The sequence below is a fragment of the Methanosarcina baikalica genome (assembly GCF_031461075.1).
Classification (GTDB): Archaea; Halobacteriota; Methanosarcinia; order Methanosarcinales; family Methanosarcinaceae; genus Methanosarcina; species Methanosarcina baikalica.
Window position 1 is genome coordinate 1 of record NZ_JAVKPK010000083.1, and the last position, 14,626, is coordinate 14,626.

A 14,626-nucleotide genomic window follows, 5' to 3' on the forward strand; every position below is an offset into this window, starting at 1 on the left:
ATTAGTGGAATAAAAGAGAAATAATCTTCAGTTTGATAGTGAGTTTAAGAAGACCCTATATCAAATAAAAGTATGGCTAAAAGGTAAATTCAAATCAGTCAGTCTGGGCAAACAAAATCTATGTGAGGGTTTGTATATTCCCTAAATAGCTCTAAAAAAGGAGTTTAGTGGCTTAAAAGCCACTTTGTAGTTTAATCATTAGTAACTGTGAAGTCACTAATTATAAGTTCAATATTCTTTCCATCGGATGGAGGAGCCACTAACAACAAATTCATTATAATACTTTCAGGCTCTTTCGGAATTGAAGAAATATTTGTATTATTATAGTCTGCTATAACTGTTCCATCTGCCTGCGTGGATGTGAATCTTATATAATTGGGTTTCCATTCAATTCTATAGGTTGTGTTTATGCCTTCGATGCTCGATGGAACCAGATAATCTTTACTATTTCCTTCAATTTTAGAGGGTTCTATAGAATACCAGAGTTGATTTCCATCAGGTTCGCCCCATCTTGAAGTTATAATATTTAATTCATGATAGTCGTCTAAATAGGTACAAAGTCCTACCACACTATTTTTGTCAAAAGTATAAACAGGTGAAGCTACAGTCCATGTGAAAGTACCATAAAGATATGAATTTTGACTGTTTAACATAGTACATTTCCATTTGCCATTGTCATTTACAATTGTTAAGTGCATTCTATTCTGGTCATCTATCCATGCACCTGTGTTATTCCAGTAATTATTACCGGGATTTGCTTTGCCCCCTGTCAAATACCAGTTTTGCCCTTTCCAGTTCACTCCTGCCTGTGAAGATTGTGTATTCAGTCCTGCCGGAAAAACCAAAATCAATACAATTAACAGAACAAACAAGCACATCAAATATTTAATAGTCTTCATTTTACCCTAACATATTTTTATGAATATTTCAAAACGTTTATTGCCTGTAGTCAAGCTCAGATTCGATGTTTATGTATTTTCTGTAATTTTCCTAGTTGAATTTTTTTTCATAGTATACAAAGTTCTGAAGGAAATGTTTAAAACTCAATAGGATATATCTAATATTTATATCTTTATTTAAAAAATAAACAATATATAATAAGTACTATTATATAATAGTTAATATTATGTTCAATAACCTTTAGCATCAATATCTCTTATTTTTTGTTTAATTTTAATTTCATCTGTTGCATTGACAACTTCGGTACAAAGCACAAAATAATAATTAAATGATATTTATGTCACCTAATAAAAGTACTATTCGCGACTCAAATTTTGAGCTATTAAGGCTTGTTTTAATCTTAATGATTATATGTCTCCATTATTTTAAGTATGGAGGGGTGTTTCATACACTTACACCTTCGGATTCAAATTATTATTCCGCTTATGGGTTAGAAAGCCTCTTTATCATTGCAGTAGACTGTTTTATACTTATAACCGGATACTATCAAATTAATGGAAAATTTAAATTAAAAAAAGTCATTGGCCTCTGGGCGCAGGTCATTTTTTATTCGGTAACGATTTCATCAATATTTTGGTTTACTGGGATTGAGCCTCTGACCGTACCCACAATATTACAAGCATTTTTCCCGGTAATTACTGGAACATACTGGTTTGTGACATTATACATCGTTCTGTATCTTTTTTCCCCATTTATAAATATAGCTCTTCAAAATATGAAAAAAGCAGATCATAAGAAACTAATTATAATTTCCGCAGTTTTTTTTGTAATCTTACCGTCAATTAATTTTACCTATTTTACCGACACCGGATACAGTTTATATAATTTTGTTTTTCTTTATTGTGTAGGCGCATACATAAAAAAATATGATCTTCCAATCAAAAACCCAACCTATTTCTTAGTTGGGTATCTTATATGTAGTTTTTTAATATTCTCTGGAGTCATGCTTCTTAGAACGTTTTCTGAAACTCCCGAGTACTTCTTTGCCGATCCCTGGAACTATAATTTTATTTTTGTAGAATTTGGGGCCATTTGTCTTTTTATGGTGTTCAAAAGCATCAAAATACAATCCCCAACAATAAATTTTATGGCAACATCTGTTTTCGGCATATATCTGATATCAAATCATCCATTTGTACTGGATGTGTTGTACTCTAACATCCTTCATTGTGCTGACTATTATTACAGTCCTCTTTTTGTTTGGCATGTTCTATTTTCAGGAATCGGTGTTTTAGTCTCGTGTTTGATTATCGATTTCTTTAGAAAGAAATTGTTTTTAATACTACGTAAACTCATCCCAAAATCAATTTTATCCTCATTCAGCTGACCTTCCACAGATGTCTGACAAATTTATTCATTTTCCTCACTAATATACAACTATTAAATATATTGTATCTTGACTCTGATTTCATTATGCTTGTTACAACACGTTCTTTTGATCATGGAATCATTTCTGGCATTATGATGAACTTGAAATTGGAAAAGTGATTGACGAAGTGCTGCCCAAATATGGGCAGCACAAGTTAGCTCATTCTATTGTAGTAAAAGCAATGCTTCTCAATTGTCCTGGTTTCACTAACAGTCACCTTTACACGTATTTTCAGTACCTTGAAACTCTTCCAATTGAAAGACTACTTGGTTCTGGAGTCAGTGCATCTGATCTATTCCTGGAGTCAGTGCATCTGATCTATTCGAGATCTAAAAAACGATTTTGAGTTTTGAGGTCAGCTTCATGAAAGAATCTTTAGAAAAAATATCTGTAAAAGATTCCCTCTATATCTCAGGAATCTTTTCTCTGGCAGAAGCCTTAGTAGAGGTTTTAGGGGAAACTTTCTTCGTTTTGAATGCATTTTAAAGCTTCAAGTTTCCTTTTTGCGTCTGCCAGGTCCGGATAGAGGCGCAGGATTTCACTGAAAGTCCTTATGGCTTCGCCGTATCTTTCCATTTTTCCGAGGATAACTCCTCTGTAATTCATGGACTGGGCATCACGCGGGTTTATCCTTAGCAGCCTGTCAAAGGCTTTCAGGGCTTCCTCGTATTCTCCGATTTTTGCAAGAGAGATACCCAGATATTTCAGGGACTGTTCATGCCAGGGGTTAAGGGCTAAGGCTTCGCCAAATGCCCTGCATGCAGTCTCGTAAAGTTTCTGTTTGAAGCAGACAATCCCTATATTATAGATCGCTTTGATGTTCTCAGGTTCTTTTTCCAGCACAAGGTCAAAAGCCCGCAGGGCTTCCCTGTACAGTTCGAGCGTGCAGAAGGCAATTCCCTTAAAGTTCAGGGCATCGAGGTTCTCAGGGGAGATCTCAAGGATGCGGTCAAAATAGCTAAGGGCCTCTTGCGCCCGGTCAAGTTTGATAAGGGTCGTGGCTGCATTATAAAGGGCTTCCTCGTTCCCGGGGTTAAAAAGTGCGGCTTTTTCAAAGGCTTTCAGGGCTGCTTTGGAGTTACCGAGTTCCAGGAAGCAGAGCCCCAGATAGTTCAGGCTTTCAGGGTCGTCGGGTGCAGCTTCCAGCAACATTCCAAAGGTTTCGGCAGCAGTTTCGTATTCTCCAAGGTTGAAAAGCACAAGAGCGCTATGATAGAGGGCTTCCCTGTGCACAGGGTCGTGCTCCAGAATTATATCAAAAGCCTTCAGGGCTTTTTCATATTCCTGAAGCTCCATTCTTGAGATCCCGAGCCTGTAACAGACTTCAATAAATTCCGGGAAATCAGGGGCAAGCAGGAGCACCTTTTCAAGATCCTGTGCAGCTTCCTTGAAGTGCTGGAGCTTAAAATTGGCCACTGACCGGCTGTAGAGAGCGTTTATGTTTTCAGGGTTCAGGATCAAAGCCGAATTGAAAGCCTGGCAGGCCTCCTCATAACTATTCAGTCCAAGGAGGGCAAGCCCTTTTTGCTCCCAGGCAACTTCCAGCGCCGAATCGAGTTCCAGAGCCCTTTCAAAAGCTTCTAGCGCTTGCTGGTCCCGGTCAAGTCCTCTTAAAGCAAGCCCTGTTACATACCAGATATCTGCAGCCTCCGGTTTTGCCTCAAGGATTTTTTCAAATGTCTCAAGGGAAGCCTCATAGCCTCCCATTTTGAGCTGGGAAAGCCCCATCTTCTTCCAGGCGTCTTCTGTCTCTAAATAATTTAATTTGTCTTTTAATCCGCGGTTTTCTTCTTGATTTCCCGGGACAGCCTGCTCGAAGGCTTCGAGAGCTTCAGCATAGTATTCAAGAGAAAAGAGAGTAAGACCTCTTCCGTACCATGCTTTTTCAAAATCCGGATAGAATGAAAGAAGTTCTGAAAATACCTCAAGGGCTTCTTCCAGCCTGCCAAGTTTCAGAAGCACAATTCCTTTGCCGTAAAGAAGCTCTCTCGAAACTGGTCCGCTAGCTGTAAGCTTTCCAAGTGGCAGCAGGGCTTCTTCATATTTCCCAAGTTCTATAAGGGAAGATGCAAACCTTTCAAGGAGCTCTCCAAAAGCCTGAGAGTTTTCAAAAGGATTTTCTCCCGCACTCTTTCCTTCTTTTTCTCCTCTATCCTCTCCAGTATTTTCTATATTAAAGCTCTCAGCTGCAAGTTCGAGAAGAGTATTAACCGCAGAAACAGCTTCTTCCGGCCTTCGGAGCTCAAAAAGGGCAAGGGCTTTCTTGTGCAGAACCTCAGGATCAGTTGCTCCTGCTTTAAGGACAATGTCAAAGGCTCCCACTGCTTTTTCATATTCTTCGAGTTCGAAGCAGGAAATTCCTGCATAATATGGCAATTCGGGCTTCTGGCAGCCGAGGTCAAACGCGTTTTCAAAGGATTTCAGGGCTTCCTCAAAGTTCCCCAGCCTGAAAAAGGCAATAGCTCTGGCGTAATGCAAATCTTCTTTTTTCGGACAGTATTCCAGAGCCACTTTAAACGCCCCAATTGCTTCCTGATATTCCTCAAGTTCGAAATGAGTGTACCCTTTCTGCTCAAGAGCATAAGTACAGTCAGGCTTAAGTTTAAGGACCGAATCAAAGATAGCTGAAGCCTCCTTTACTTCTCCAAGGGCTTTTAACACAACCCCTTTTCTAAAAAGGATGGTTTTTCGCTCCGGATTCTTCCTTAGAACCATATCAAAGATCTCAAGAGCTTCTTCGTAAAGTCCCTGTTTGAAACAGGCTGTGCTCAGATGTGCAAGAGCTTCAGCATTGGACTGGTCCTTTTTAAGGATCTCTCTAAAACCTGAGGCAGACTCTCCGTATCTTCCTGACCGTAATAGAGAGAGGCTTTTCATATATAGAGCATCAAGGTTTCCAAAGTCTATTTCAAGTGCTGTCTCAAAAGCTCTTACAGCACCTTCAAAATTTCCAAGTTCAAAACAGGAGAGTCCAAGCTGGTAACAGGCATCCTGAAAGGCAGGATCGATTTCAAGTACATTTTCTAAGTCTCTGACAGCATTTTCATGCTGCTTTAGTTTTGAGTGGGATATGCCTCTTAAATACCAGGCTTCTGCAAACAGGGGATCCTCTTCGATAAGCCTTGAAAAAACTTCAAGCGCTTTTTCATAAGCTTCCTGCCTGATAAGTACAAGCCCTTTCAAGTAAAGCGCAGAAGAATTTTGTGCACAGGAGTTTTGTGCAAAAGAATTTTTCCCGGAACCCTCAGTTATCTCTTCAAAAACAGAAAGGGCTTTATCATACTGTCCTGATTCGAAGCTAGCGGTCCCAAGATAATACCTGGCTTCTTCCCTGCCAGGGTCAAGTTGCAGCACCCTGGAAAAAGCTTCAGTTGCCTCTTCATACCTCTTCAACTGCAGAAGAGAAAAGGCAATGTTATTGAGAGCAGAAAGGTTTTCAGGATCTTTTTCGAGAACGGCTTCCAGAGCTGCCAGGGCAGTTTCGTACTGTTCGGTTTCAAAGAGGCAGAGAGCCTTATATTCGAGAGCTTCCTTCATTTCGGGGTTCAGGCTAACAGCTGACTCAAAGGCACAGGCTGCTTCTCCTGGCATGTTTATTCTGTACAGGCTAAGGCCTTTGTAGTACCATAGAATATCCGAATCCGGTCTTTCTTTAAGAGCAGTCTCAAAGGTTTCAAGGGCAGGGATATACCTTTCAAGCTGCATCTGCGCAAAACCTTTGTAAATCCGGGCTTCATTGTAGTCGGGGGTCTTTGTATCATTATAATTTGAATTCTTTGTATCATTATAATTGGAACTTTTTATATCCTTAAAATTGACATCCTTTATAATTACTTCATCAAAGGCTTCTATAGCATCTTCAAAATGTTCCAGTTTTATCAGGGCAAGCCCTTTTTGGTACCAGGCTTCCCTGGACTCCGACTTTTGGCAGAGCACCTGTCCAAACGCCTGCAGTGCAGTTTCATATTTCCCGAGCTCCATTGCAAGTTTTCCTTTTCTGCACTGGATTTCCAGATCTTCGGGATTCTTTGCAGCAAGCTTTTCAAAGGTTTCCAGAGCTTCTTCCGGTTTTCCAAGTTCCATCTGTGCAACCGCGAGGCTATATAAGATATCCGGATAATCCGGATTAAGAGATAGGACTTTTTCAAGGCATTCCAGGGCAGTTTCCTTTCTTCCCAACTTGAGCAGGGCTATTCCCCTTTCGTAAATGGAGTCGAGATCATCAGGGCTTGTTTTAAGGACTTCAGCAAAGGCTTCGTCTGCTTTTTCGTATTCTTCGGCAGCCAGTAAAATTAGCCCTCTGTTTCTCCAGGCGTCTTCAAAGTCAGGCCTGAGCCTGATAGCCTCTTCAAAAGACTCTAGGGCTTCTTCCGTTTTTCCAAGCTTTCCTAGAACTATTCCTTTTTTATTCCATCCTTTCTCAAGATAAGGGTTCAGCCGAAGAACTTCCTCAAAGGCTTTAAGGGCTTCTTCATAACGTTTCATGGAATAAAGTGCAAAACCCTTATTCATCCAGCAGGCTTCACACTCGGGTTTAAGCTCCGCAGCTTTCTCAAGAGTCTTCAGGGCAGGCTCGAATTTTCCGCTATCAAGGAAAATTAGCCCTTGCTGGAGCCAGAGGGTGTAGTTATCGGGTTCTTTTTCGAGACTCTGTGCAAAGGATTCAAGGGCTTCTTCAAAGCGGTTTAGCTTTACAAGTACAGTGCCCCTGAACTTCTGAGCTTCGGTGAATTCCGGGTTGTATTCAAGCATGGAATCGAAAGCTTTGAGAGCTTCTTCATATTTCCCTGTCCTGGCAAGCAAGTGCCCCTGCTGGAACCATGAATCTCCATATGCCGGGTCCAGTTCGGTAACTCTGGAAAAAGATTGCGCAGCTTCCTTAAAGCGCTGCAGTTTCAGGAGAGCAAGAGCCCTGTTATACCAGCTTTCCTTCATTTCCGGATAAACTGCAAGCACTGAGTCAAAGGCCTCGATGGCTTCTTCGTAGACCTCAAGTTTCATGAGAGCAAGGCATTTGTAGTTCCAGGCTTCGAGATAAACGGGATCAAGTCGGATTGCTTCCTCAAAAGCATCTATTGCTTCATTGAGCCTGAGTAGCTGAATAAGAGCAAGGCCTTTCCTGAGCCAGATTTCTTTATTCCCGGGATTGAGTTTCAGTATTTTCGAAAAGGTTTTTTCGGCGTCCTCATAGCTGGAAAGTTCGCTTAAAAGTATGCCCCTCTGATAGAGAACAGCCTCGCTGGCAGGAAATTTTCTTAAAAATGCGTCAATACATTCCAGAGCTTCTTCATTTCTCTCGAGATTTGCCAGTGAAAAACATCTCTGTTCCCAGGCATCTGTATGCTTCGGGTTTTCCCGAATCAGAGAATTAAAACATTCCAGGGCTTTTTCATACTCTTCGAGCTTTGCAAAAACCAGCCCTTTTGCATAGCAGGCCTCTAAATTTTTCGGGTTGATGTTAAGTGCATGTCCGAAACTTTCCAGGGCTTCTTCGTACCTGCCAGCTTTTCCAGCCACTGTCCCTATGGCATACCAGGCGGTTCCGCATTCAGGTTCAAATTCAAGCCCTTTCTCAAAACAAAGAATTGAAGCTTCAGTCCGTCCCAGTTCGGCAAATACAAGTCCTTTCCTGTACCAGATTTTCGAATTTTCTGGATTTATTTCAAGCGCATCATCATAGACTTCCAGTGCCTCTCCAAATTTTCCGAGGGTTGCCAGAGCCTTTCCTTTCTTATAAAGGGCATCGGAATTTCCTGGCTCTAAACGCAGGACCTGATCAAAAGAGTCGAGAGCTTCGTCCGGTTTTTTAATTTCCAGCAGGGCGAGTCCCCTGTTGAAAAGGGCTCCAGTGTGACTTTTGTCTTTGTCCAGAATTTTATTGAAAACATTAATCGACTTTTCGTACCTTTTATGTTTAACCAGGTCAAGGCCTCTTTGAAAGGCTTCATCGTTATTGATAAGCAACTCCTCCGATCCTTTTTTCTAAATCTATTCCTGCAAGCTCAAATAAATCTTATCTTTAAATGTGGGGTTTCTATCTGGCTTCAATAATATTTTGCCCTGCTTTCTCCGGCTTCAGGGCTTTTTGCGAGTACTCTTCCTGTTTCTAGCTCTTAAAAGCTCTTTTTCAATAATTGTGATAAATATTACCTGTCTTGTAAATGTAAGAACTTTTTGTAAATTATAAACCCGCAACATATTAAATTATTTCTATAATTTCCTGTTATGGCAATTTAAATACCCTTTTTCACAAATGCCTTTTCCGGACAAATTCACCGGCATCAACTGATAAAATTTAATTATTCAATCCTGACCAGGATCTATTGTCATTGTTAATTTTTATCTAGAATCTTATCTCCTAACATTGTATATAAACAATCCTTCATAATTGAGAGTGGGGGATACTCTTCTATTTATCTTTCGAAAGTGCTTTTTGAAGGTATTCGATGCATTTCGCAGTCGGCTTAAATTATAAAAATAGATGTAAATAAATTTTTTAAATCTAAATTAAATTCCAAAAATTTCTTTCAAGGCTTTCATTCAATACCTGCAAATCTCCTTCTTGAAACAGACAAGTAAAATCTTTTCAGGTAATTAATTTTCTTAATAAACTTTCTTATTTCGGAAACTGTAATTCCTGCAGCCCTGTGAATGGCCCCATCAGCTCCTCTGCCTCCCAGAAGCGCAGAATTTGCAGCGTTTACGATTGCATTCACTTTGAGTTTTATGATATCTCCTTGAATTAACCTTACTCTGTCTGAAATCCGGATCATAATCCGCTCTCTTGCTTTTATTCCTTTCTATTTTGTCTGATATCTTCGCGGGAGTGCTATATGATTTGTATTCCTTGCTATGTTCTGCTTTTGCTACCTCCTGTTTTTGCTCTGTTTTGCTTTCTCTATTTGCTTTTGCTCAGGACTATTTTTCTTTTTCACGTTCCTGTTTTTAGTTGTGTATTCCAAACAATCATATAGCATAAAACATAGATTATAATAGTCAATCCGAGCATGAGGATTTTGGTATTCCGAAGGTGATTATTTGCCTGTGCCGGAAACTCTGAAAACTTTGATGTGCTTCAGGGGTTATCAGGGTTATCTTAATAAAATCGATCTTTTAGATCAGTAATGCCACGAATAAGTAAGGTCATAAACTTTAAAGTTGAAACTTAACATGGGGAGGCAGCTATGGATGAGATGACACTTAAGGAGAGACTTTTAAACGCGCTAGAAGGAAAGAAAGTTGACAAAGTACCTGTTTGTTCCGTAACCCAGACGGGAATTGTGGAATTAATGGATAAAGTGGGAGCTCCCTGGCCAGAATCCCACTCTGACCCTGAACTGATGGCAAAGCTGGCGATTGCGAATTACGAGCTTAGCGGACTCGAAGCTGTAAGGATTCCTTATTGCCTGACCGTACTTGCCGAGGCAATGGGCTGCGAAGTCAACATGGGAACAAAGAACAGGCAACCGTCTGTCATTGCGCATCCGTACCCTAAGGATCTGGAAGGCATGGAAATGCCTGAGAATATGCTTGATAAGGGCAGAATTCAGGCTGTACTTGATTCAATTAAGATAATAAGAGAAAAGGTTGGACCGGATGTACCCATTATCGGGGGAATGGAAGGGCCAGTTACCCTTGCCTCGGATCTGGCGAGTGTAAAGTCCTTTATGAAATGGTCTCTTAAAAAACCTGAGCTTTTACACCAGGTATTGGATTTTGCAACCGAAGCCACAATATCTTATGCAAATTCAATGGTTCTTGCAGGAGCAGATGTTATTTCCGTTGCGGATCCTGTGGCCTCTCCTGACCTTTTGAGTCCGGATTCTTTTAAAAGTGAACTCCAATCGAGGCTGCAAAAGTTTTCCTCAAACGTAAATTCAGTTACAGTCCTGCATATCTGTGGGAATGTGGGTCCTATCCTCAACTATATGGCAGATTGCGGGTTCGAAGGCCTGAGCGTTGAAGAAAAAGTCGGCAGCATAAAAAAGGCTAAAGAAGTACTTGGGAACAGGGCAAGACTCGTAGGAAATATCTCGAGCCCCTTCACTTTACTTCCTGGTCCGATCGATAAAATCAAAGAAGAATCCAAAAAAGCTCTCGAAGAAGGAGTGGATGTACTTGCTCCTGGCTGTGGAATTGCACCCATGACTCCGCTTTCCCACATTAAAGCTATGGTCGAGGCAAGAAACGAGTACTACGCTTGAGGATCCAGAAAAGCAAAATAATTTTTAATTTTTTTTCGATATTCCAGTACATTTTTACAGGCTTCTTTTTTCCTGTATTTGTTTTTACTTTTTTCTCATTCTCAGGTTTTTGTATTTCTTTTATCCTTAACCTTCATCCTTAGGACCCTCCGCGAAATAACTTAAGCACTTTTTTTACTGCACTCAACTATTTTTCAGACCGGCTTATCGATTTGATTCATAAATAATTCTGTGTTATAATTCTGTGTTGCTCAGGTTATTTCGTAACAGGCCCTTATTGATTTATTGACTATAATTCCAAACGAAAAGAGGAACCACTGAAATTACATACGACCCGGAAGAAAGGAAGTAAGGACACATAGATTTCTGCTCTAATTGCGTCTCAGGAACAGAAAATTCTCTGATTTTTCTTTTCGTTGCGATGTAATCACAACAGCCCAGGGTCCGTTTCTCCTCTCTCAAGCGGACTAATTTAAAAGGCGTATTTAAGAAATTACGGCTTTTCCGCGTTTCCTGTGGTTCTAATGTATGGTGCTGATTTTTTCATACATCGTGTGATTATAAAGGCTGGAGTGAATTGAGTTTAATTATTTACATAAGTGTAATTATTTACATTCAAAACTATAGTATGCATTCAAACTGTTGGCAGCCAGCAGGTAAAGTCCCTGTCAATAAGTAAAAGAATCTTACATGAACTTTGTCAACAGAAAATTAAATTCGGAATTTTCAAAAAATGGAAAGAACTTGCCTCGATTAGAGGCCGTAGTTCTCCGGCAGGAATACTTTGACTTCATCTTTATATTTTGTAAGGCAATCACTCATGAACTTGTCCTTGTCGTCAGTAAGGGCCTGGAAAGCTGCCTTTGAATTTGCAAGGGCAGTTGCTTCGAACCTGGAAAGGGAAAGTTTGCCTTTTGCTCCTTCTTCGACGATTTTGATGCTTTCTATTGCTGCGTTCTTGGCACGGAGGTAAATATCGTCTCCGTTCTTGGCAATGGCCTGTCCTACTCTGTAGGCATTCGGGTATGCGAGTACATAACCCTGCGCGTCTCTATACATATCCGAAGCTGCGAACATATCCCTCAGGATTTTGGCGTTACCCGAATTAAGAGCAACATTCATCAGGGCGCAATCATATGCCAGGGTTTCGGACCAGCACTGAACTGTGGTACCACCGAATTCACCGTGGTATTCAACAGACTCGTTGGACCAGAGGTCACAGCACTGCATGGTCAGGTTACCCATCAGGTCAGAGTGGGCACAGGTTGAGGTCTTACCTTCCTGAGCAATCGGGACACCTGCAATCGCTTTGACAATAGTGTTTTCATATCCGCAGTCCTTTCCAGGGCCAACTGCACCGGCTTCATATGCAACGAGAGACCTTGCTGCAGATATTGACCTTGCAATTATTGCGATGGTGTGGGCAAGGTTCTTATCCAGCAGACCCCCTGCAATGAACATCGCAGTGTTTGCCTGGGCACAGTCTGTGTCTCCCGAGGCGATAGTTCCGGTTTTCTTCGCAATTGCTGCAATGTCTTGCCAGATCATCTCCATGTCCATGCTGCCGAGAACGCCTATGCCATAAAGTATGCCTGCCATGTCGTTCCTGAGAATAGCATAGTCGAAAACTTCCTTACCACCCATTGACTCAACGGCAAGCATATCTGCACCGGACTTGGCGCATTGTTCAAAAGCCTCGAGGAAAACGGAGTACTTGTCTCCCCTGAGCTGAAGGAAATCCCTGTTCTCACGGATATCACCGATTGTGTGGCGGAGTGCGCACTTTATGCCATGTTCATCGTGGTATTCTTCCATGATGGTTTTCTGGGCGTGTGCAACTTCTGCTCCCCAGGAGGGGTTATTGGACATCTGCTGGACATGTTCGGTTTCGAGCACAACAGCTGGAGCTCCGATCTGAACCATCCTTGCCATGATGTCGGTGGTGATCCTTTCATACTCTTTTATGAGCTTTTCTTTGGATGCTCCTGCTTCAGGTCTTGGGGCATAGTTCACTTCGGGAGTTGTGTATCCGGCACCGATTTCAAGTCCAAGCCCTGCTTTGACTGGCTTGACGGCTTTTCCGAAAATCATGTCATCCGCTTTTGCATAAGCCATTTTAGTACATCTTGTTACTGCCATCTACTCCACCTCCTCAGTGTTTATGGAATGTCTCCCTCAATTTCACAATATTGTCCCCATGTGCCTTGATGAAATCGGCCATCTTAGGGGCATCAGCTGCTGCTTCTCCATAAACCCCCAGTTCATACTGGGACACGAAGTCCTGGTTCACAGCACCGCCTCCGCACGCAAAGGGGATTCTATAACCTTTTTCCAGAAGCTTGTCATTGATCTCCTTGAAGGCATACATGGTTGTAGTCATAAGGGCTGTACCGGTAAGCATCATTGGACTCTCTTTTTCCACTGCAGCTATGACTTCGTCGACCGGAACATCTCTTCCCAGGTCCACTACATCGTAGCCTGCTGCTCTCAGGAGGGCAGCAACAATGTTCTTTCCGATGTCATGAACGTCACCTTCTGCAACGTGGCAGACAACTTTTCCTTTGGTTACAGGAGAGGTTTTGGAGTTTTCCTTACAGAACTCAATACCATTCAGCATGGCATCAGCAGACATCATGACGTTTGGTAGGAAAATTACACCCTCATCGTAAAGCTTTGTGACAACACCCATGCCAACCATGAGAGCATCGTCGATAAGGGCAATCGGATCCTTGCCTGCCTTCATTGCTGCCTTGAGACCGTCGACCACGTCATCTTCCTCTCCTTCAAAGATGGCCTTTGCGATCGGGTAGATTAATTTGTCCGTAGGATAGAGCTCTTTTGCAGCGTCTTCCGGTGTCATTGCCTTTTCCAGAGCTACGTTGTAACGAACCAGAATACCACTGGGATCTATATCTATCAAATATCTAACCTCCATCTTGGCATTTGAGGAGCAATCAATCCCTGATTATTTACAGGGACCAAAGCCGGGTTAAAAATTAAATTTTTCCCTAAAATAGACCTTAATTCTGCTTAGATGCCTAATCTCTCTTTTTTCCATAAAGACAACTATACGAGATCTAACAAAGACAACTAAACGATATCTAAATAGGTATAAATTCCCGAATTCTTCCCAATTTCTTAAAAGGACTTCTAACTCCCCTTACTTTAATTGGAATTGTATATATATAAATCTCACTGAGCATGTTTAAAGTTATCACACTGAACTGAAGGCTAGAATTTTCGTTATCATAAGGCCCGATTATTTTTAATATCTTGTTTTCATGGAGTCTCTTATGACTTAAGCATAATTAAAAAATACAGTAACTATTCAGCCTGGGAAAAACAACCACAATAGCCATATTTCACAAGATTCGATGGACAACTTTATAGGAATTGGTTTCCTTAAATTGTAGGCTATTGATTGTGTTTTTTATTTTTTCATTGGTTAGTAATCACACTTATCTGTGATATTAAAATCAATATCAATCAACTGATTTTTGGTAGGCTGAATAGTTACAAAATATATCTAATTGCCAGCATTAAAATATTCATAGAATTGCAGTTTTTCTCAGGTTTCCAGCAGATTCAGGCAGTTGCCGGAAACTGCATAAAATATAATTAAAATGCATAATATTATTAAAATGTCCTCAAAAAACATAAAATAAAGACTGTAATTTCGATCACTCATTTTTCTCTTGATGTGATTTGTATTTAAGGCATTTTATGGACAGATATATATACTAGTAATGCATCTAGAAGATTCCCTGAAATAAGATGATCAGGGGGCATTAAACCTATAGATTTAGCAAAAATAAGCTTTTGCAATAAAATCTATATCTACAAATATGCTGAATAATAAGCTTTATATATAAGAAATGTCTTGTATGTATCCCTCACAAAGCAAATTTGTGAGTGTCCGCCTCTCTACTGATCCTCAAATGATCGGAATGGCAATATCTCTATAGATTCAAACAAAATATTTTCATTTGTTTTGGATCTCTGGATGAAAAATTGTGGGACGGAAAAGCTTTATATACAAGAAACGTCTTGTATGAATCCCTCACACAAAGCAATTGTGCGAGTTGAATTATAC

Annotated in this window: 7 protein-coding genes and 1 pseudogene; 3 read left to right on the forward strand and 5 right to left on the reverse strand. The window is 40.7% G+C overall.

The features are described from left to right. Positions 1-191: 191 nt before the first annotated feature. Positions 192-899, reverse strand: coding sequence for a LamG domain-containing protein (locus RG963_RS14745; protein WP_310577047.1), 708 nt, complete (start codon positions 897-899; stop codon positions 192-194). Positions 900-1,237: 338 nt separating this feature from the next. On the opposite strand from RG963_RS14745, the gene RG963_RS14750 reads away from it, so the two are divergent. Both RG963_RS14750 and RG963_RS14755 read left to right on the forward strand, forming a co-directional pair. Beyond that, positions 1,238-2,287 carry an acyltransferase gene (locus tag RG963_RS14750; RefSeq protein WP_310577048.1) on the forward strand — a complete coding sequence of 350 codons (1,050 nt, stop codon included), beginning with the start codon at positions 1,238-1,240 and terminating at the stop codon, positions 2,285-2,287. Between the two features lie 86 nt (positions 2,288-2,373). Next, positions 2,374-2,624, forward strand: a pseudogene (locus RG963_RS14755) (DUF4277 domain-containing protein); the annotation flags it as partial. Positions 2,625-2,779: 155 nt separating this feature from the next. Here the strand turns inward: RG963_RS14755 and RG963_RS14760 are convergent. Further along, positions 2,780-8,293 (reverse strand): tetratricopeptide repeat protein, encoded by a 5,514-nt coding sequence (locus RG963_RS14760; protein WP_310577049.1) that lies wholly within the window; start codon positions 8,291-8,293, stop codon positions 2,780-2,782. Positions 8,294-8,865: 572 nt separating this feature from the next. Continuing rightward, on the reverse strand, positions 8,866-9,102 hold the full coding sequence (locus RG963_RS14765) for a macro domain-containing protein (RefSeq protein ID WP_310577050.1): 237 nt from the start codon (positions 9,100-9,102) through the stop codon (positions 8,866-8,868). Positions 9,103-9,513: 411 nt separating this feature from the next. Here RG963_RS14765 and mtaA point away from each other — a divergent pair, with 411 nt between their 5' ends. Further along, positions 9,514-10,533 (forward strand): methylcobamide:CoM methyltransferase MtaA, encoded by a 1,020-nt coding sequence (mtaA, locus tag RG963_RS14770; protein ID WP_310577051.1) that lies wholly within the window; start codon positions 9,514-9,516, stop codon positions 10,531-10,533. A 753-nt stretch (positions 10,534-11,286) separates the two neighbouring features. On the opposite strand, the gene mtaB is transcribed toward mtaA, so the two are convergent. Beyond that, a complete protein-coding gene (gene mtaB, locus RG963_RS14775) occupies positions 11,287-12,672 on the reverse strand; it encodes a methanol--corrinoid protein co-methyltransferase MtaB (RefSeq protein WP_310577052.1) in 1,386 nt (461 codons plus the stop codon). Positions 12,673-12,685: 13 nt separating this feature from the next. Beyond that, positions 12,686-13,468: a methanol--corrinoid protein MtaC gene (mtaC, locus tag RG963_RS14780; RefSeq protein ID WP_310577053.1), complete on the reverse strand. Its 783-nt coding sequence runs from the start codon at positions 13,466-13,468 to the stop codon at positions 12,686-12,688. Positions 13,469-14,626 lie beyond the last annotated feature (1,158 nt).